Consider the following 17,870-nt stretch of genomic DNA (forward strand, 5'->3'; position numbering starts at 1 on the left):
CGCCCGTAGCGCCTGTGGCGCCAACCGCGCCGGCGGCTCCGGTGGCCCCGGTAGGTCCGGTGGGGCCGGTGGCTCCAGTGGCCCCAACCGCGCCGGCTATGCCGTCAGCCCCAGTGGGTCCGGTCGCGCCAGTGGCCCCGGTGGGCCCAGTCGCGCCCGTAGCCCCGGTCGCGCCAGTAGGTCCCCCGGCAGGGCCGGTGGCTCCGGTGGGGCCGGTGGCTCCAGTGGGGCCCTGCATGGGAGAGGCCGTCAGCGCCTCCTGCATCTTCGCTTTCAGAAAGAGCTGGTTCTGCACTGCGGTCTCCAGCATACTGCGGACGCTTTCATTCGCGGCCAGCACATCGCTGACCGTGGCGGGCGGGCCGCTGAGACCAGGCAGGGTCCCCAGAATATATTGCAACTTCTCGCCCTCAGCGTTGAGGATATGGCTCAGTCCGAGCTCCTCCATGGCAATGGAGGAAAGAATTTGATTAACCGCGTCTTCCCGCCCAATAGGCGGGTCAACCGTTGGGAAGCCGGGCAGAGACATAATTGAGAATCTCCTTTCAAATTGACAGGCGCACCGTAAATATGCGCCTGGATAGTCTATGCCTCCGCCAGCGGGAGGGTTCCTGCCGCACCGGACGGCCCCAACCGGCATAGTGTAAAACAGCGGCATGGTCCCCTGCCGCACATCTTGATCCCGGCCTCCGCTGGGACGAATTTTGGAGTTTTGAACATGTCTATGCCATCCTTTCCACCCAATGGGGCGGATCTGACCCGAGAGGAAGCTCTGACCATGATCATCGCATCCATCGCCATGGAAGAGCTTGCCCTGAGCCATATCCTCAACGCTGAGGGTGAGAAGCTGCAATACATTCTTGGGACTCTGCCAGGCACAAGTTCCTGTACCTGTACCTGTCCTCAGGATGTGCTGGCTGTCAACAAAAGTGTCACCGCCCTGGTTGAGGCGGTGACGCAAACTCAGATCCTTTTGAAAAATAAACTGGCCCAGGTGCTGGAGTTCTGCCCGCGCCCTTCGACGCCGGACTGCAAGCAGGATCCGCCTCCTGCTCCCTGCTCTCCGCCGCCGTGTCCTGCGCCCTGTCCGGTACCACACTGTGAGAAAAGCGCTGTCCAGCTGGTCAGCCAGCAGGAGCGGATGCTGTGGAATCCGGGCTGCCGCCTGCCTTGGAAACTGCGATGCTGCTCCGGAAATAGTATCGGCTGGGACGGACACACTCCCGCTCAAATCCAGCTCAGCCCCGAGAAAACCTATGTGGTTCAGTACACGATGAACATCTGCGTCACTACGCCGGTCGAGGGGGCGATCCTTCTCAGGCAGTCACCCTGTTTGGCCTTTACGGACCCGCTGCCACTCTGCTTTTCTGTTGGGTGTTCTCAGCAGACTTTGCATTATGCCTCTGTGCTGCGCCCATCCCGAAACAATAGATGCTCCGCAGAACTGTCCCTGGTTCTGGACGCCAAAGCACCGGTATGTGTGGAACGGGCCGTACTGGATATAATGGAACTTGTGGCGGAATAGTGATCCGCTGCTCAGTTTTTCATCTAAAAACCGGAATTTCGGACGGTCTTTGCAGCCGGCTACAAACGATCCTCACTGTCTGTTTGCAAAAAGACGGTGGGGATTGTTCACATTTGGATGATTTGTTGCTTCTGGTCTCCCGCTCTTGAAAAGAGCAAACCTATGCCCGGTTTGCGAAAGTATCCCAGCGATACGAGCAGGAGCAGACGGACTTGAAACAGTCCGTTGAAAACCGCCGGGCTATTGTAAATGCCGCCGGAACCCAGGCTGTCAATGTCCAGGGCTTTCTGAAAATCGTGAAGAAGTACACCAAACCCATCGATCTGACCCTGGCAATCCTGCGGGAGTTTGTTGAGAAGGTGGTCGTTCACACCCCGGACAAGTCCAGCGGACACTGGGTACAGCGGATCGATGTGCACTACGCCTTCATTGGGGAGATTGATTTGTCCCCAGAGTACAGCAAGTTAAGTACAGGAAAGAGACCACTGCATGACGATCTTGCATCATGCGGTGGTCTCCCGCCGGGAAAACTTCTTAATCAGGGTTCCCTTTTGACAGCCCTTTTTTGCGCCCGCGGGCGTTTATCCGATGTAAGGCAGGATCATCGAGGCCAGCAGGGCCACCACCAGCACCACCGCCAGGGTCAGCGCGATGACCCGCTTCAGCTTGCCGTTCATGTGGATTCCTCCTTTGTCAGTACTTTGCGGATGCTCTTTTCCGCCTTGCTCCGGGGGAGCATCAGCTCATGGCCGCAGCCCCGGCAGCGGAGCTTAATATCCATGCCCACCCGCAGGATCTCCCATTGGACGCTCCCGCAAGGGTGGGGCTTTTTCAATTCCACCAGATCATGAAGATGCAGGTCCATCTTGTCCTCCTGTCAACCATTTCGGTTTTCCGCATATATTGATTTATCAACGATAAGGATGCGATATCATGCCGGAAAATAAACTGTACCTGCCGGAGGGCCTCCGCCCTCCCGTCCCCCTCGCCCTCGACCATCTGCGGGAGGCCCTGGAAACCGGGGACATTCTGGAAGCTCCCGTCCAGCGCTGCGGCGTGGACCACACTCTGCTTTTGAACCTGGGCGGCGTCCAGGGCCGCATCCCCCGGGAGGAGGCCGTGGCCCCCTGGATCAGCGGCGCGGACCGGGACATCGCCGTCCTCTCCCGGGTGGGAAAGCCCACCTGCTTCACCGTCACGGCCCTGGAATCCGACGGAAAGGGGGCTCCTGTGGCGCTCCTCTCCCGCCGGGCGGCCCAGGAGCGGGCCATGGCCTATTTCCTGGAGCGGTTGGAACCCGGGGCCGTCCTCACGGGCCGGGTGACCCGGCTGGAGAGCTTCGGGGCCTTTGTGGACGTGGGCTGCGGCATTGTCGCCATGCTGCCCATCGAACATATTTCCGTCTCCCGCATCTCCCATCCCAGGGAGCGCTTTCAGAAGGGACAGAAAATCCTGACGGCGGTATGGTCCCTGGACCGGGAAGCCCGGCGCATCACCCTCACCCACCGGGAGCTGCTGGGCACCTGGATGGACAACGCCAGCCGCTTCCGCCCCGGGGAGACGGTGCGGGGCGTGGTGCGGACAGTGAAGGACTACGGCAGCTTCATCGAGCTGGCCCCCAACCTCTCCGGCCTGGCGGACGCCAAGGAGCGCCTTTCCCCCGGAGACGGGGTCAGCGTGTACATCAAGAGTATCCGGCCGGAGCGGATGAAAATCAAGCTCCAGGTCATTGAGAAGCTGCCCCCCGCCCCGCCGGAGCCCATGCAGTACCAGATCACAGACGGGAAGCTGGACCGCTGGGTTTACTCCCCGCCGAACTATGAAAAGCCGGTGGTGGAAACGGTGTTCACAGCTCCTTCCCCTTGAGCTTTTCCCAATAGGCCTTGGCCGCCTGTTCCGTCTTGTTCTCTCCCCATTCGTAGTACTTCACGCCCTTCAAAGCGTCGGGGAGATACTGCTGGTCCACCCAGTGGCCGGGGAAATTGTGGGGGTAGAGGTAGTGCTGCTGGTTATCAAAGCCGGTGGTGTCGGCGTGGACGTTCTGGAGCTGCCGGGGCACGTCCCCGGTGCGGCCCGCCCGGACGTCCGCCCGGGCCTTCCCGATGCCCTCCACCACGCTGTTGGATTTCGGGGCGGTGGCCAGCAGAACGGCGGCCTGGGCCAGGGGAAGCTGCGCCTCCGGCAGGCCCAGCTGCATCGCCGTGTCCACACAGGCCTTCACAATGGCCACGGCCTGGGGATAGGCCATGCCCACATCCTCGCTGGCGGAGCAGAGCAGGCGGCGGCAGGGCGTCACCAGATCCCCCGCCTCCAGGAAGCGGGCCAGGTAGTGGAGGGCCGCGTCCGGGTCGCTGCCGCGAAGCGATTTCATCAGCGCGGAGGCGATGTCATACATGGCGTCGCCTCCCTTGTCATAGCGCATGGCGCTGCGCTGGGCCACCTGGGCGGCATCCTCTTTCGAGAGAAAGAGCGTTCCCTTTTTCGGCTGGGCCGCGTGGCTGAGAAGCTCCACGGCGTTGACGGCCTTCCGCACGTCCCCGCCGCAGGCGGTGGCGATTTGCAGGGGCAAACCCTCCTCCCACTCCAGGGGAAGGGGCGAGCGCTCCTTCTCAATCTCCAGCGCCCGGAGGACGGCGGGCTCCGCCTCCTCCGGCGGCACGGCCTTGAACTCGAAAACCGTGCTCCGGCTGAGAAGGGCCCCGTAGACATAAAAATAGGGGTTCTCCGTGGTGGAGGCAATCAGAGTCAGCTTGCCGTTCTCCATAAACTCCAGCAGGCTCTGCTGCTGCTTCTTATTAAAATATTGAATCTCGTCCAGGTAGAGAAGCACCCCGCCGGGGGCCAGCAGGGTCCCCACGTCGGCGATGATGTCCTTCACGTCCTGGAGGGAGGCGGTGGTGGCGTTGAGGCGGTAGAGGGCCTTGTGGGTCCGTTCGGCCACGATGTTGGCGATGGTGGTTTTCCCGGTGCCGGAGGGGCCGTAAAAGACCATGTTGGCCTCGGTCCCGCTCTCGATCAGGCGGCGGAGCACCGCGCCGGGGGCCAGGAGGTGCCGCTGGCCCACCACTTCGTCCAAGGTTTTGGGGCGGATCTCATCCGCCAGGGGGCGCTGCATGGCGGTCCCTCCTTTTCTCGTCTTATGGGAAGGGATTATACCACACCCAAGCCAAAGTTTCCAGACGTAGCGGAAAAAATTGTTTTCCCCTGGACAAGCCCCCATATCTTTAGTATAATAAACGCATAAATCGGACGATATTTCTAATAATTGGGACTATCGTCTCTTCCCATTTCCATCCAATGGGCCTACAATAAGCGTAATGATTCTCGAAAATATTTCACCAAAGCGGTCAATTTTTATAACTTGAAAGGAGCGGCTTTTTATGTCCATTCTTGTTTGCGGCGGCGCGGGCTACATCGGCAGCCACACCTGCGTGGAGCTCGTCCAGGCGGGCTATGACATCATCGTGGCGGACAATCTCTACAACTCCAGCGAGGAGGCCATCCGGCGGGTGGAGCAGATTGTGGGAAAGAAGATCCCCTTCATCAAGGCGGAGCTGTGCGATCTGGAGCAGGCGGAGGCCCTCTTTGCCCAGAATCCCGGCATTGACTCCGTGATCCACTTCGCCGGGCTCAAGGCCGTGGGCGAGAGCGTCGCCAAGCCCCTGGAGTACTATTCCAATAATCTTATCAGCACGCTCTACCTCCTCCAGGCCATGCGGAAGCACGGGGTAAAGAACTTCGTCTTCTCCTCCTCCGCCACGGTCTACGGCGACCCCGCCTCCGTGCCCATCCGGGAGGACTTCCCCACCGGCGGCACAACGAACCCCTACGGCACCAGCAAGCTCTTCCAGGAGAAGATGCTCATGGACATCTGCGCCGCGGACCCCACCCTGAATGTGGCCCTGCTCCGCTATTTCAACCCCATTGGAGCCCATGAGAGCGGCCTCATCGGCGAGGACCCCAACGGCATCCCCAACAACCTGGTGCCCTATATCGCCAAAGTCGCCGTGGGCCAGCTGGAGAAGGTCCATGTCTACGGAAACGACTACGACACCCCCGACGGCACCGGCGTGCGGGATTATATCCACGTCGTCGACCTGGCCAAGGGCCATGTGGCGGCGCTGAAAAAGCTGGAGCGGAACTGCGGCCTCTTCGTCTGCAACCTGGGCACCGGCAACGGCTACAGCGTGCTGGATGTGCTCCACGCCTATGAAAAGGCCTGCGGCCATGAGCTGCCCCACGTCATGGACCCCCGCCGCCCCGGGGACATCGCCCAGTGCTACGCCGACCCCAAAAAGGCCAGGGATGAGCTGGGCTGGACCGCGGAGCTGGGCATTGAGGAGATGTGCGCCTCCTCCTGGAAGTGGCAGTCCATGAACCCCAACGGTTACAAGGGATAAGGGAGAGAAAGGGAGAGAGGAAATGAACAAGCCTGTCCTGGTCATCATGGCCGCCGGCATGGGCAGCCGGTACGGCGGCCTCAAGCAGCTGGACCCTGTGGGGAACCACGGCCAGCTTATCATCGACTACTCCATCTACGACGCCCGCCGGGCGGGCTTTGAGACGGTGGTCTTCGTCATCAAGCCCGAGATCGAAGAGGACTTCAAGCGCTGCATCGGCGACCGGGTATCCAAGTCCATGGACGTCCGCTACGCCTACCAGCTCAAGGAGGACCTGCCGGAGGGCTACTGCGTTCCGGAGGAGCGCCGGAAGCCCTGGGGCACCGCCCACGCCGCCCTGGCCGCCCGGAACGTGGTGGACGGCCCCTTCGCCGTCATCAACGCCGACGACTACTATGGACCCGAGGCCTTCCGGGAGATTTACGGCTACCTCTCCGCCCACGCCGACGGAGACGTCTATGAGTACGTGATGGTGGGATACCTTTTGAAAAATACCGTCACGGAAAACGGCACCGTGGCCCGGGGCGTGTGCGAGGAGACGGCGGACAACTTCCTCACCCGTGTCACCGAGCGGACCAAGATTGAAAAAGGCGAGCCCCCCCGCTATACCGAGGACGACGGGCAGACCTGGACGGAGCTGCCCGAAGACACCATCGTCTCCATGAACATGTGGGGCTTCACCCGCAGCTTCCTGGACGAGGCCTGGGCGCGCTTCCCCGCCTTCTTAGACAAGGCCCTGGCGGAGAACCCCGCCAAGGCGGAGTACTTCCTGCCCACCGTGGTCAGCCAGCTCATCGACGAGGGCAAGGCCCGGGTCAAGGTCCTGCGCAGCGAGGACAAGTGGTACGGCGTCACCTACCGGGAGGATAAGCCCACCGTGGTGAGCGCCATCGCCGAAAAGACAGCATCCGGTCTCTACCCCGACCGGCTTTGGGAGGGTTAAGATGAACGCCGCGGAAGAGAGATTGCAGGAAGTCCTGGCCGCCTTTGACTTCGGGGCCCCCGTGGTGGGCGCCCTGCGGTACGGCCAGGGGCATATCAACGACACCTTCGTGGTCCACACCCAGCCGGAGGACCGCTGCTGCCGCCGCTTCATCCTCCAGCGAATGAGCGCCGCCGCCTTCAAGCATCCCGACGAGCTGATGGAGAACATCATCGGCGTCACCGAGTATCTGGGCCGCGAAATCGCGAAGCACGGCGGCGACCGGAGCCGGGAGGCCATGGAGGTCCTCCGCCCCCGGAATGGCGAGTCCTTCTTCACCGACAGCGCCGGAGGGGCCTGGAGGGTTTACCCCTTCGTGGAGCGCACCATCTGCTACCAGTCGGCGGAATCGGAGGAGCTGTTCGCCGCCTCCGGCCGGGCCTTCGGCCGCTTCCAGCGGCTGCTGGGGGATTATCCGGCGCAGACCCTCCACGAGACCATCCCCAACTTCCACAACACCGAGGACCGGCTTCAAAAGTTCAAGGCCGCTCTGGCGGCGGACCCCCTGGGCCGGGCCAAGGACTGCGGGCCGGAGATTCAATTTGTGCTGGACCGGGAGGCGGACTGCTCCGTGGCCCTGAACGCCATGCGGGAGGGAACGCTCCCCCTCCGGGTCACCCACAACGACACAAAGCTGAACAACGTCCTCATGGATGAAGAAACCCACGAGGGCGTGTGCATCATCGACCTGGACACCGTCATGCCGGGCCTGGTGATTTACGACTTCGGCGACTCCATCCGCTTCGGCGCCAACCACAGCGCCGAGGACGAGCGAGACCTCTCCAAGGTCAATCTGGACGTGGAGCTCTTCTCCGCCTACACCGCCGCCTTTCTGGAGGGCGCCGGGGGCTCCCTCACCAACGAGGAAATCGAGTACCTCCCCTGGGGCGCCAAGCTCATGACCCTGGAATGCGGCATCCGCTTCCTCACGGACTACATCGACGGCGACCATTACTTCCACATCAGCCGGGAGGCCCAGAACCTGGACCGCTGCCGCACCCAGTTCAAGCTGGTGGCGGACATGGAGTCCCGCTGGGCCGAGCTGGAGGCCATTGTAAAACAATACCGGAAATGAACATACTCTTTGACGAGGAGCGTCTGCGCAAGCTGATCGCCAACCTCAACATCCTCACCGGCGTGCCCGCCAACATTCTGGACCTGTCGGGCCGGGACATCAACCTCTTCCGGGGCCATCCCCCCTTCTGCCGGGCCATCAACGACCTGCCCGAGGGCCACGAGCGCTGCGTCGCCTGCGACCGCTGCAAAATTCAGCATTATCAGGCGGAGAGCGGCTTTCAGCACTACCGCTGCCACGCGGGCATCTGCGAGGCCGTCATGCCCCTTTACAGCAAGCAGAACCCCGTGGCCTACCTTGCCGTGGGCTGCTATCTGGATGATTCCCCCATGGAGGAGCAGTGGGAATACACCCGCTCCCTGCTGGACTGGTGGCCCGACGGCCCCGACGCTTTGAAGGACGCCTTCTTCCAGTTCCGCCGGTACTCCAAGGCGGAAATCCAGGCCTACACCGAAACCCTGGAGGCCCTGTCCGCCTATATCCAGCTCAAGGGCATGATTTTAACGGCGGAGCAGACGGATCTCCAAAAGCTGGAGCTGTATCTGGAGCAGCACTATATGGACAAGCTCTCCCTGGAATCCATCTCCCAGCAGCTCCACATCGGCCGGACCAAGCTCTGCTCCCTGGCCAAGGAGCTCTCCGGGGGGCGGACCCTCTCCTACCTGATTACCCGGCGGAGGATCGAGGCCGCTAAGCGTCTGCTGCTCCAGAGCAGCATGCCCATTTCCGCCGTGGGGGAAAAGGTGGGAATCAGCGACTACAACTACTTTTCCAAGGTTTTCCGCTCCGCCACCGGCATGACTCCCAGCGCTTTCCGCAAGAGCTGCCGGGACGCGGCGGCCGCTTCCAATTTTAGTTAATCGTTTACGGAAATCGTACGAACTTTCGTGGTTCGTACGATTTTTCTACAAACTGTACGGAGCCCCCTATTATTTACAAATTCTACAAGTATAATAAGAGTATGAGGGCGGCGTTTGTGAATTTTTCATATCGCATCCCTCACATGTGTATTCCGCACATAAAAATTGTAAAGAGGAGAATGACGATGAAAAAGTTTCTTGCCACTTTGCTTGCTCTTGTGATGGTCCTGTCCCTGGCCGCCTGCGGCGGCGACAAGGGCGGCGAGACCACGCCCCCGCCCGCCGACACCGGCAGCACCGACGCCCAGACTCCGCCCGCCGGCTCCGGAGACAAAATTGACATCAGCGTCATCGCCGCCGAATACGGCCAGAACACCAAGGAATGGTGGGCCGGCTTCCAGAACGACTTCAACGGAAGCCACGACGGGATCAACCTGAATGTGGAGGTCGTCTCCTGGAACGACATCTACACCGTGGTCAACACCCGGATCTCCAACAATGACGCCCCGGACATCCTGAACATCGATGTCTTCGCCGACTACGTGGCCGACGACCTGCTCCTCCCCGCGCAGGACTACGTCTCCGACGAGACCTATGCCAAGTTCTATGACGCCTTCCTGGAGCAGTCCAACATCGACGGCACCATCTGGGCCATCCCCGACCTGGCCTCCGCCCGCGCCATGTACTACAACAAGGGCATCCTGGAAGCCGCCGGCGCGGAAGTTCCCACCACCTGGGACGAGCTGAAGGACGTCTGCGCCAAGATTAAGGCCTATGACTCCAGCATCTATCCCTGGGGCATCGACATGACCACCGACGAAGGCCAGGCCGCTTTCGCCTACTACATCTGGAACAACGGAAGCGACTTCACCGACGCCTCCGGAAACTGGACCCTGAACGCCGACGCCAATGTGGAAGCGATTGAATACGCCATCAGCCTGGTCAAGGACGGCTACACCAACTCCGACCCCGCCACCGAGACCCGCTATGCCCTGCAGGATCTGTTCGGCGCGGGCAAGCTGGCCATGGTCATCGGCCCCAACTCCATTCCCACCTACATCGCCGACAACTATGCCAAGGCCAATACCCCCGAGGAAGAGCAGATTGACTTTGCCTTTGCGGCCATCCCCACCAACGGCGGCAACGCCTCCGTCTCCGCCGGCGTCATGGACCGGTTCATGTGCTTCGACAACGGCCATTCCGACGAAAAGCTCGAGGCCATCAAGGAGTTCTTCGACTTCTTCTATGAGGACACCCGCTATTCCGACTGGGTGCTGATGGAAGGCTTCCTGCCCGCCACCTCCGCCGGCGGCGAGATCGTGGCCGCTTCCGACCCCGATATGGCCCCCTGGGTGGACATCGTGGGCTCCTGCAAGTTCTATCCCACCGCCAAGGCCGAGTGGGCCAACGTGAAGCAGGGCGTCATCAATGTGGAGCAGCAGGCTCTGATGGGCGGCAATGTTCAGGAGCTGCTGGATGAGCTCCAGGCCGAGATTGAGGCCGAGGCTGCCGGCTGACGCCTCCAATCGCTTCACCGTTCACCGACATGCCACCGCGGGGCCGGGCCTGAACGGCCCGGCCCCCGTTTTCTTCCAGCCGTTCTCAAAGCGCGGCGGCCCCGCCGGGTTTTGACAGCGGCCGGAAGACGCTTTGATTCTGACTATAGGGAGGTGTCCCCGTGAGTACAAAGACCCCTGCTGCCCCTGCGGCATCCCAGGAGCTGGCCAGGAAGGCCCCACGTTCCTCCAAAAGCAAAAAATTCTTCCGCAAGGTCGAGCCCTACATCTGGATTGCCCCCAGCATCATCCTGATGGCCATTTTCATCGTAACCCCCATTGTCAAGGTCTTCCAGCTCTCCATGAGCAAGGTGACCCGGGCGGGTCTGGTCAAGGGATACAACAACTTTGAGAACTTTACCAAGGTCCTCAAAAGCCCCGCCTTTGCCCTGGTGCTGAAAAACACCATCGTCTGGACCATCGCTGTGGTGGTGATTTCCACCGTGCTGGGCTTCATGCTGGCCCTGGTGCTGAACAATAAATTCCGGGGCCGGAAGGTGGCCCGGGCCATCGTGGTCTTCCCCTGGGCCACCACGCTGGTCATTCAGGCCAGCGCCTGGAACTTCATCATCAACAAGGACTACGGCACCTTAAACACCCTGCTGATGAAAATCGGCCTCATCAGCGCCCCGGTAAACTGGACGCCCACCCCGGGAGCCTACTTCGCCTGGGAGATCGCCTGCGGCATCTTCGTCACCATTCCCTTTGTCACCTTCTGCGTGCTCTCCGGCCTCCAGAGCATCGACGCGTCCTATTACGAGGCCGCCACCGTGGACGGGGCCGGGTACTTCCAGAAGCTCTTCAGCATCACCCTGCCCCTGGTGAAGTCCTCTTTGACGGTGGCCACGGTGCTGAACATCATCTACGTCTTCAACTCCTTCCCCATCATCTGGACCATGACCAAGGGCGACCCGGCCAACCACACGGACACCCTGGTCACCTACCTCTACAAGCTGGCCTTCTACAACGGCAAGCAGGGCGAGGCCTCCGCCGTCTCGGTTATCGGCTTTCTCATCCTGCTGGTCTGCGCCAGCGTCTACATGATCTACACCCTGCGGAAAGGAGATGACGATTTATGAGCCAGCCCGTGAATACCGTGAAAAAGCCGGTTTCCATAAAGAAAACCATTCTGCGCGTCCTGCTCTACTTCGTCGTCCTGGACGTGTGCGTCATCACCCTGTACCCCTACTTTGCCATGCTGTGCACCGCCCTGAAAAACCGGGTGGAGATCTTCTCCGGCGGCACCGTCCTGCCCGTCGTGCCCCTGTGGTCCAACTTCATCGACATCTGGAGCCGGGCTCCCATGGCCAAGTACATGCTGAACTCCGTCCTCATCGCCGGCGGGTCCACCATCATCGCCATGCTCTGCGGCATCCCGGCGGCCTATGCCCTGGCCCGGATGAAGTTCAAGGGACAGACCGCTTTCCTGGGCTTCGTCATCGTCTCCCAGATGTTCGCCCCGGTGGTGCTGCTCATCGGCATCTATCAGGTCATGCAGCGCCTGGGCCTGACGGACAACATTTTGGGGCTCATCTTTATCAACGCCGCTTTCAATCAGGCGTTCACCATCTGGCTGCTCCGGGGCACCTTCATGGGCATCTCCGCGGAAATGGAACAGGCCGCCACCATCGACGGCTGCACCCGTGTCCAGTCCATGATGAAGGTGCTGCTCCCCGTGGCGGCCCCCGGCATCGTCACCACGCTGATCTTCATCTTCATCAACGCCTGGAACGAGTACACGGTAGCCCTGTGTCTCATCTCCACCGACGACTATAAGCCCCTGACGGTGGGTATCAATACCTTTAACGGGTATAATATGATCGAGTGGCAGTACCTGTTCGCCGCTTCCATCTTCGCCATCATCCCCGTGGTCATCCTGTTTATGTGCATTGAGAAGAACCTGGTCAGCGGCCTCGCCTCCGGCGGCGTAAAAGGCTGATACTTTTTCTCGAGAGAAAAAGTATCCAAAAAGAGCTTTCGCTCGCTCTGATAGTCTGGCAATCCACCTGGCCGAAGCGACGGCAACATAGAATTGCGTTATAGAACCTTGTTTTTGAAACTGGAAAGGAGAAATGCCATTATGAGAATCTTTATCGAGAAGGACTACGACGCCATGAGCCGCCGGATGGCCCAGATCATCGCGGCGGAAATCACCCACAACCCCGCCTGTGTGCTGGGCCTGGCCACCGGCTCCACCCCCGAGGGGGCCTACAAGTATCTGGTGGACTGGCACAAGCAGGGCTGCCTGAGCTTCCAGGACGTGCTCTCCGTCAACCTGGACGAGTACGTGGGCCTGGCCCCCACCCATGACCAGAGCTACCGCTATTTTATGCAGAGCAACCTCTTCGACCATGTGGACATCGTCCCCGAGCACACCCGGGTGCCCGACGGGTTGACCAAGGACCCCGCGGCCTTCTGCGCGGAGTACGACGCGTATATCCGCTCCCTGGGCTATGTGGACCTCCAGCTCCTGGGCATCGGCCGGAACGGCCACATCGGCTTCAACGAGCCCGGCGACTGCTTCGTCAAGGAGACCCATGTGGTGGACCTGGCGGAAAGCACCATCGACGCCAACGCCCGCTTCTTCGCCACCCGGGACGACGTGCCCAAACAGGCCATCAGCATGGGCATCGGGGCCATCATGGGCGCCAAGAAGGTTCTCCTGGCCGCCAGCGGAGCGGAGAAGGCCGACGCCATCCTGGGCTCCATCTGCGGGGCTATCACGCCCCACTGCCCCGGCTCCATCCTCCAGCTCCATCCCAACGTGGCGGTGGTCGTGGACGAGGCCGCCGGAAGCAAGCTGAAAGCCGCCGGGGTAAGCGTATGCGGATAACCGGCGGGCAGGTCTTTGACCTGGAACAGGGCTTCACCGCCCGGGATCTCTGCACCGACGGGGCCCTGATCTCCCATGTCAGCGGTGATGGGGATGTTTTGGACGCCTCCGGGTGCTACGTCATCCCCGGCCTGGTGGACGTGCATTTCCACGGCGCGGTGGGCGAGGATTTCAGCGACGCCACCTCCGAGGGGCTGCAAAAAATCGCGGACTATGAGCTTAGCCAGGGCGTGACCTATATCTGTCCGGCGGGCATGACCCTGCCGGAGGACCAGCTGACCGCCATCTGCAAAACCACCGCCGCCCACCGCAGGCAAAATTCCGGCGGCGCGGAGGTGGTGGGGGCGCACCTGGAGGGTCCCTTCCTCTGCATGGCCAAGAAGGGCGCGCAGAACGGCGCGTTCCTCCACGACCCCGACGTCCCCATGCTGGGGCGCCTCCAGGAGGCGGCGGAGGGCTGCGTGAAGCTGGTCACCGTGGCTCCCGAGCAGCCCGGCTCCGTCGAATTTATCAAGGCGGCAAAGGACCTGGGGGTCCATGTCTCCGTGGGGCACACCGTGGCGGACTACGAGACGGCCAAAACCGCCTTTGAGGCGGGGGCGGACCATGCCACCCACCTCTATAACGCCATGCCGCCCCTGGCTCACCGGGACCCCGGCGTCATCGGCGCGGCCTATGAGGTCCCCTCCGTCATGCCGGAATTGATCTGCGACGGCATCCACATTCACCCGGCGGTGGTGCGCCTCACCTTTGGCCTGTTTGGAAAAGAGCGGATGATCATCATCTCCGATTCCCTCCGGGCCACGGGCATGCCCGACGGCGAATATCCCTTCGGTGGGCAGATGATCGAGGTCCACGGCAACCGGGCCACCATCCTGCACCACCCGGAAACTCTGGCGGGCTCCGTCACCAGCCTCATGGGCTGTCTGCGCCAGGCCATCGCCTTCGGCATTCCGGCGGCGGACGCGGTGCGGGCCTGCACCTACAATCCCGCCCAGTCCATCGGCATCGACGACCGGACGGGCACCCTGGACGCGGGCAAGGAGGCCAGCATCGTCTTGCTGGACCAAAAGGACCTGTCCATCCGCAAGATTCTCTTCAAGGGCCAGGCCGTCACAGCCTGAGTTCCGGGCTCAACGTTGGACTTGGCGGGATACCCGCCTTTCCATAAAATCAACGGGCCGGGCGGCGACTCCATTTCCATCGTCCCCGGCACCAACAAAAAAGGAGGAATCCCCCGCTTTCACTTGCGGTGCGGCAGTGTGGAGACCTGCCGTAATGCCCGCGGGAACGCGCTTCCCGGGGCGAGGCGGAGACGGCGGAGGCCGCTTCGTCAAAGTGAGTACGCTATGGCAACTCTGAACCTCAAGAGCATCAAGAAAATCTACCCCCACAGCGGCGACCAGAAAAAAACCAAGAAAAAGGCGGCGGACCCTGAAAAGAAGGTCAATCTCCAGGTGACGGACAAGGGCGTCGTGGCGGTGCAGGAGTTCAACCTGGACATCGCGGACAAGGAATTCATCGTCCTGGTCGGCCCCTCCGGCTGCGGAAAGTCCACCACGCTGCGGATGGTTGCCGGCCTGGAGGAGATTTCCGAGGGCGAGCTGTACATCGACGGCCAGCTCATGAACGACGTGGAGCCCAAGAACCGGGACATCGCCATGGTCTTCCAGAGCTACGCCCTCTATCCCCATATGACGGTGTATGAGAACATGGCCTTCCCCCTGAAGCTCCGCAAGGTGCCCAAGGATGAGATCGACAAGCGGGTCAAGGAAGCCGCCGAGATCCTGGACATCACCCAGTACCTGGACCGCAAGCCCAAGGCCCTCTCCGGCGGCCAGCGCCAGCGCGTCGCCATCGGCCGCGCCATCGTCCGGGAGCCCAAGGTGCTGCTGATGGACGAACCCCTGTCCAACCTGGACGCCAAGCTCCGCAACCAGATGCGCGCCGAGATTATCAAGCTCCGGCAGAAAATCAACACCACCTTTATGTACGTCACCCATGACCAGACCGAGGCCATGACCCTGGGCGACCGGATTGTCATCATGAAGGACGGCTGGATTCAGCAGATCGGCACGCCGCAGGAGGTCTTCGACCATCCCGCGAACCTCTTCGTGGCCGGATTCATCGGCACGCCGCAGATGAACTTCTTCGACGCCAAGCTCTTGAAGGAAGACGGCAAATACAGCGTCTCCGTGGGCGGCATCAAGGTGGATCTCTCCGACACGAAGCAGAAGGCCCTGGCGGCCAAGAACGTGGGCTCCCAGGCCATCACCCTGGGCGTGCGGCCCAGCCACATCACCCTGGGCGACGGGGCCAACACCCTGACGGCCACGGTGGACGTGTCCGAGATGATGGGCAGCGAAGTCCACCTCCACGCCAACGCCGAGGGACGGGACGTAGTGGTCATCGTGCCCACCCTGGACCTCTCCAGCGTCAGCTTCGCTCCCGGCACCGCCATCCACCTCAGCTTCGACGGCAGCGTCTGCCATCTCTTCGACAGCGAGGGCAAGAACCTGGAATTCTAAGCGCCTTTGTTTTTAGAAAGCCGGTACGGATTTTCCGTACCGGCTTTTTGCAAAAAGATTGATTTTTTCCCCGGCTTCCTGTAAACTAATGCTTGTCCCAAAAATCTTACCAACAGGAGGCGCTCTATGAAAGAGCTTTTTCTTCTGGCCGCCGTCATCTGTTTCGGCATGGCCATTCTGAAATTCTTCTCCGCCCGGATGGACCGCTCCGCTCCCGCTTCCCAGGACGCCGGAACATCCCGGAACGTCATCAGCGGCGAAGAGGCCAAGGAGCGGCTGGAAGCCAATCCGGACGCCATTTTGCTGGACGTGCGGACCCAGGAGGAGTACGACGGGGGCCACATTCCCGGCGCGGCGTGCTTTCCCAATGAGGACATCCTGCCGGAATTCCCGCTCCCCTTTGAGAAGGACGCGGAAATCCTGGTCTACTGCCGCTCCGGCCGCCGCAGCGCCGAGGCGGCGGAGAAGCTGAAGCACATGGGCTATACCAACGTGGCCGACCTTGGCGGCATTGTGAACTGGCCCTATGAAACCACCACCGATTGACTAAGAAGAGCCGCGCCGGAGGGCGCGGCTCTTCTTTCGGGTTCAGTCCTCCGGTACGGCGTAGATGCCGTAAACAAAGAGATCGTCCGGCCCCGCCAGCTCCGGCAGGACGGTCATATCCCCGTCCCCGGTCCACTCCACCTTCAGCTCTCCGGTGTGGAGCCGGTAAGTCTGCGTTTTTTCCGTTCCATCGCCGGAAGTTACCGTCACCGTCAGCAGCCCGCCGTCGAAGAAGTCCGCGTCCATCTGGGCCTCGATGCTGATGCCCAGGCCGGTAGGAGCCATCTCCTCCGGAGACACCCAGAAGCCATATCGGGCATCGGGGTCGTAATCCTCCTCCACGCCGGTTCCCAACGCGGTCATTTCCGGCATATACCAGACCCCGTCGTCCCGCTGGCTGATGGCGGCGGGGGCAATCCGTCCCTCCGCCATGGCTTGCCGGTACTCCGCCAGCTGCTCGTCTGTCAGGTTCTCCCGGATTTGGTAGCGGTACAATCCACCCCGGTCAATAGAAAGGGATACCTTGGCAATATTCTCCCCGGTAACCTGGAAGAGACAGCCGGTAAAGTCGCCGAATTCCGGTGTGGTGCAGCCCTCGCCCACCGAGAACGCGATGCTGCCGTCCGGCGCAGGACCGTAGGTCGTATCGGTTCCCGCGGCATAGGCCGTCAGGCCGAAGGTGGGCACCAGGATTTGGGCCGGAGGCGCCTCCTCCCGCCCGGTGCTTCCGGGGGTCCCGGGCGCCGCTGTAGGCACGGGCCGGAGGGAGAAGCCTCCCAGCACCAGAGCCAGGGCGCAGACGGCGCAGACCGCCGTCCGCAGGAGGACCCGCGTCCAATTCCTCGGCGCCGCAGCGGCTGTAAACGCCGTTTTTGTCCGAGGGCGTCCCCAGCCTTGCCGTTCCCGGCAGGGAGCCGCTTCCGCCGTCCGGCGGCGTGCCTCGAAAAGCACCTGGTCATTCAGCCCGGCGGGCGTATGGATACGTTCCGTCAACTTCCGATAGCGATTTTCCATCATCAAAACCTCCCAATAAGTCCTTCAGCTCCGCCCTGGCCCGGCGGAGGCGGCTGCGCACCGTGGCCGCCGGGACGCCCAGCAGGGCCCCAATCTCACCGCTCTCATAGCCCTCGCCGTAGAAGAGGTGGACCGCCGTCCGCAGCTTCTCCGGCAGACGCCCTACCGCGTCCCACAGCTCCGCCGCCTCCTGGTCCACAGGCCGGGCCATGTCCGGCACCTCGTCCAGGGATATCACGCCTCCCCTTCTCCGGCGGGCCCGCCCCAGGTCGGCACAGCGGTTCAGCGCCGCCCGAATCAGCCAGGCTTTTGTCCGTTCGCCGTCCCAGCCGCCGGCCCGCTGTTCCAGCAGGCGGAGGAAGACGTCCTGATAAACGTCCTCCGCGTCGGCGGCGTTTTGCAGCCGGCACAGGGCCAGGCGGTACACCGTGTCGCCATAGGTTTTCATGGCATTGCTCAATTCCTGCTCCGTCAAGGCAATGCCTCCTTTCCTTGGTCTGAAAAGCGCCTTTCACTCATAACACGTTTGGGGAGGCCCTTCTGTTCACTCC

The 17,870-nt window shown here is 61.8% G+C and carries 17 protein-coding genes and 2 pseudogenes; 14 read left to right on the plus strand and 5 right to left on the minus strand.

Annotated elements, in window-relative coordinates:
* Positions 1-400 (minus strand): annotated as a pseudogene (locus Q1M04_RS11285) (collagen-like protein); the annotation flags it as partial.
* A 318-nt stretch (positions 401-718) separates the two neighbouring features.
* On the opposite strand from Q1M04_RS11285, the gene Q1M04_RS11290 reads away from it, so the two are divergent.
* Positions 719-1,525, plus strand: coding sequence for a hypothetical protein (locus Q1M04_RS11290; RefSeq protein ID WP_300447848.1), 807 nt, complete (start codon positions 719-721; stop codon positions 1,523-1,525).
* Between the two features lie 296 nt (positions 1,526-1,821).
* Positions 1,822-1,908 (plus strand): annotated as a pseudogene (locus tag Q1M04_RS16180) (DUF4368 domain-containing protein); the annotation flags it as partial.
* A gap of 290 nt (positions 1,909-2,198) precedes the next feature.
* Here Q1M04_RS16180 and Q1M04_RS11300 read toward each other — a convergent pair.
* On the minus strand, positions 2,199-2,390 hold the full coding sequence (locus Q1M04_RS11300; RefSeq protein ID WP_293279730.1) for a DUF951 domain-containing protein: 192 nt from the start codon (positions 2,388-2,390) through the stop codon (positions 2,199-2,201).
* Positions 2,391-2,458: 68 nt separating this feature from the next.
* Here Q1M04_RS11300 and Q1M04_RS11305 point away from each other — a divergent pair, with 68 nt between their 5' ends.
* The gene (locus Q1M04_RS11305; RefSeq protein ID WP_297999737.1) at positions 2,459-3,391 is read left to right on the plus strand and encodes a S1 RNA-binding domain-containing protein; all 933 of its coding nucleotides are present in this window, start codon (positions 2,459-2,461) and stop codon (positions 3,389-3,391) included.
* Here the strand turns inward: Q1M04_RS11305 and Q1M04_RS11310 are convergent.
* A complete protein-coding gene (locus Q1M04_RS11310; protein WP_295755698.1) occupies positions 3,372-4,640 on the minus strand; it encodes a replication-associated recombination protein A in 1,269 nt (422 codons plus the stop codon). The two genes, Q1M04_RS11305 and Q1M04_RS11310, sit on opposite strands and share 20 nt — an antisense overlap.
* Before the next feature lie 265 nt (positions 4,641-4,905).
* Between Q1M04_RS11310 and galE the strand changes: the two genes are divergently transcribed.
* The 11 genes from galE (at position 4,906) to Q1M04_RS11365 (ending at position 16,305) form a co-directional block, all read left to right on the plus strand.
* Positions 4,906-5,925, plus strand: a complete 1,020-nt coding sequence (gene galE / locus Q1M04_RS11315; protein ID WP_297999735.1) for a UDP-glucose 4-epimerase GalE — start codon at positions 4,906-4,908, stop codon at positions 5,923-5,925.
* A gap of 22 nt (positions 5,926-5,947) precedes the next feature.
* Entirely contained in the window at positions 5,948-6,868 is a 921-nt protein-coding gene (locus Q1M04_RS11320; protein WP_297999734.1) for a sugar phosphate nucleotidyltransferase, read from the plus strand.
* Between the two features lies 1 nt (position 6,869).
* On the plus strand, positions 6,870-7,982 hold the full coding sequence (locus Q1M04_RS11325) for a phosphotransferase enzyme family protein (protein WP_297999732.1): 1,113 nt from the start codon (positions 6,870-6,872) through the stop codon (positions 7,980-7,982).
* Positions 7,979-8,842 (plus strand): PocR ligand-binding domain-containing protein, encoded by an 864-nt coding sequence (locus tag Q1M04_RS11330; protein WP_293279724.1) that lies wholly within the window; start codon positions 7,979-7,981, stop codon positions 8,840-8,842. Before Q1M04_RS11325 ends, Q1M04_RS11330 begins: the two co-directional genes overlap by 4 nt.
* Before the next feature lie 185 nt (positions 8,843-9,027).
* Complete coding sequence (locus tag Q1M04_RS11335) at positions 9,028-10,359, plus strand: ABC transporter substrate-binding protein (protein WP_293279723.1); 1,332 nt, start codon at positions 9,028-9,030, stop codon at positions 10,357-10,359.
* A 161-nt stretch (positions 10,360-10,520) separates the two neighbouring features.
* Positions 10,521-11,477, plus strand: coding sequence for a carbohydrate ABC transporter permease (locus Q1M04_RS11340; RefSeq protein WP_300345775.1), 957 nt, complete (start codon positions 10,521-10,523; stop codon positions 11,475-11,477).
* Complete coding sequence (locus tag Q1M04_RS11345) at positions 11,474-12,337, plus strand: carbohydrate ABC transporter permease (protein ID WP_295755687.1); 864 nt, start codon at positions 11,474-11,476, stop codon at positions 12,335-12,337. Before Q1M04_RS11340 ends, Q1M04_RS11345 begins: the two co-directional genes overlap by 4 nt.
* 141 nt (positions 12,338-12,478) lie before the next feature.
* Complete coding sequence (gene nagB, locus Q1M04_RS11350) at positions 12,479-13,231, plus strand: glucosamine-6-phosphate deaminase (RefSeq protein ID WP_297999802.1); 753 nt, start codon at positions 12,479-12,481, stop codon at positions 13,229-13,231.
* Positions 13,222-14,355: an N-acetylglucosamine-6-phosphate deacetylase gene (gene nagA / locus Q1M04_RS11355; protein ID WP_297999804.1), complete on the plus strand. Its 1,134-nt coding sequence runs from the start codon at positions 13,222-13,224 to the stop codon at positions 14,353-14,355. The genes nagB and nagA overlap by 10 nt, the downstream gene beginning before the upstream one ends.
* Positions 14,356-14,580: 225 nt before the next feature.
* Entirely contained in the window at positions 14,581-15,759 is a 1,179-nt protein-coding gene (ugpC, locus tag Q1M04_RS11360) for an ABC transporter ATP-binding protein (protein ID WP_293280711.1), read from the plus strand.
* Positions 15,760-15,885: 126 nt separating this feature from the next.
* Positions 15,886-16,305, plus strand: coding sequence for a rhodanese-like domain-containing protein (locus tag Q1M04_RS11365; protein WP_204789492.1), 420 nt, complete (start codon positions 15,886-15,888; stop codon positions 16,303-16,305).
* A gap of 42 nt (positions 16,306-16,347) precedes the next feature.
* On the opposite strand, the gene Q1M04_RS11370 is transcribed toward Q1M04_RS11365, so the two are convergent.
* Complete coding sequence (locus tag Q1M04_RS11370; protein ID WP_297999808.1) at positions 16,348-17,319, minus strand: hypothetical protein; 972 nt, start codon at positions 17,317-17,319, stop codon at positions 16,348-16,350.
* Positions 17,261-17,794, minus strand: a complete 534-nt coding sequence (locus tag Q1M04_RS11375) for an RNA polymerase sigma factor (RefSeq protein ID WP_293280705.1) — start codon at positions 17,792-17,794, stop codon at positions 17,261-17,263. The genes Q1M04_RS11370 and Q1M04_RS11375 overlap by 59 nt, the downstream gene beginning before the upstream one ends.
* Between the last annotated feature and the right edge of the window lie 76 nt (positions 17,795-17,870).

This window comes from uncultured Oscillibacter sp., assembly GCF_950073225.1.
GTDB lineage: Bacteria > Bacillota > Clostridia > Oscillospirales > Oscillospiraceae > Oscillibacter.

Coding starts and splice junctions, on each gene's coding strand:
- galE (WP_297999735.1), top strand. CDS start 4,906: ATGTCCATTCTTGTTTGCGGCGGCGCGGGCTACATCGGCAGCCACACC.
- Q1M04_RS11310 (WP_295755698.1), bottom strand. CDS start 4,640: ATGCAGCGCCCCCTGGCGGATGAGATCCGCCCCAAAACCTTGGACGAA.
- Q1M04_RS11305 (WP_297999737.1), top strand. CDS start 2,459: ATGCCGGAAAATAAACTGTACCTGCCGGAGGGCCTCCGCCCTCCCGTC.
- Q1M04_RS11335 (WP_293279723.1), top strand. CDS start 9,028: ATGAAAAAGTTTCTTGCCACTTTGCTTGCTCTTGTGATGGTCCTGTCC.
- Q1M04_RS11325 (WP_297999732.1), top strand. CDS start 6,870: ATGAACGCCGCGGAAGAGAGATTGCAGGAAGTCCTGGCCGCCTTTGAC.
- Q1M04_RS11345 (WP_295755687.1), top strand. CDS start 11,474: ATGAGCCAGCCCGTGAATACCGTGAAAAAGCCGGTTTCCATAAAGAAA.
- Q1M04_RS11370 (WP_297999808.1), bottom strand. CDS start 17,319: ATGGAAAATCGCTATCGGAAGTTGACGGAACGTATCCATACGCCCGCC.
- Q1M04_RS11320 (WP_297999734.1), top strand. CDS start 5,948: ATGAACAAGCCTGTCCTGGTCATCATGGCCGCCGGCATGGGCAGCCGG.
- Q1M04_RS11290 (WP_300447848.1), top strand. CDS start 719: ATGTCTATGCCATCCTTTCCACCCAATGGGGCGGATCTGACCCGAGAG.
- nagA (WP_297999804.1), top strand. CDS start 13,222: ATGCGGATAACCGGCGGGCAGGTCTTTGACCTGGAACAGGGCTTCACC.
- Q1M04_RS11330 (WP_293279724.1), top strand. CDS start 7,979: ATGAACATACTCTTTGACGAGGAGCGTCTGCGCAAGCTGATCGCCAAC.
- ugpC (WP_293280711.1), top strand. CDS start 14,581: ATGGCAACTCTGAACCTCAAGAGCATCAAGAAAATCTACCCCCACAGC.
- Q1M04_RS11365 (WP_204789492.1), top strand. CDS start 15,886: ATGAAAGAGCTTTTTCTTCTGGCCGCCGTCATCTGTTTCGGCATGGCC.
- nagB (WP_297999802.1), top strand. CDS start 12,479: ATGAGAATCTTTATCGAGAAGGACTACGACGCCATGAGCCGCCGGATG.
- Q1M04_RS11300 (WP_293279730.1), bottom strand. CDS start 2,390: ATGGACCTGCATCTTCATGATCTGGTGGAATTGAAAAAGCCCCACCCT.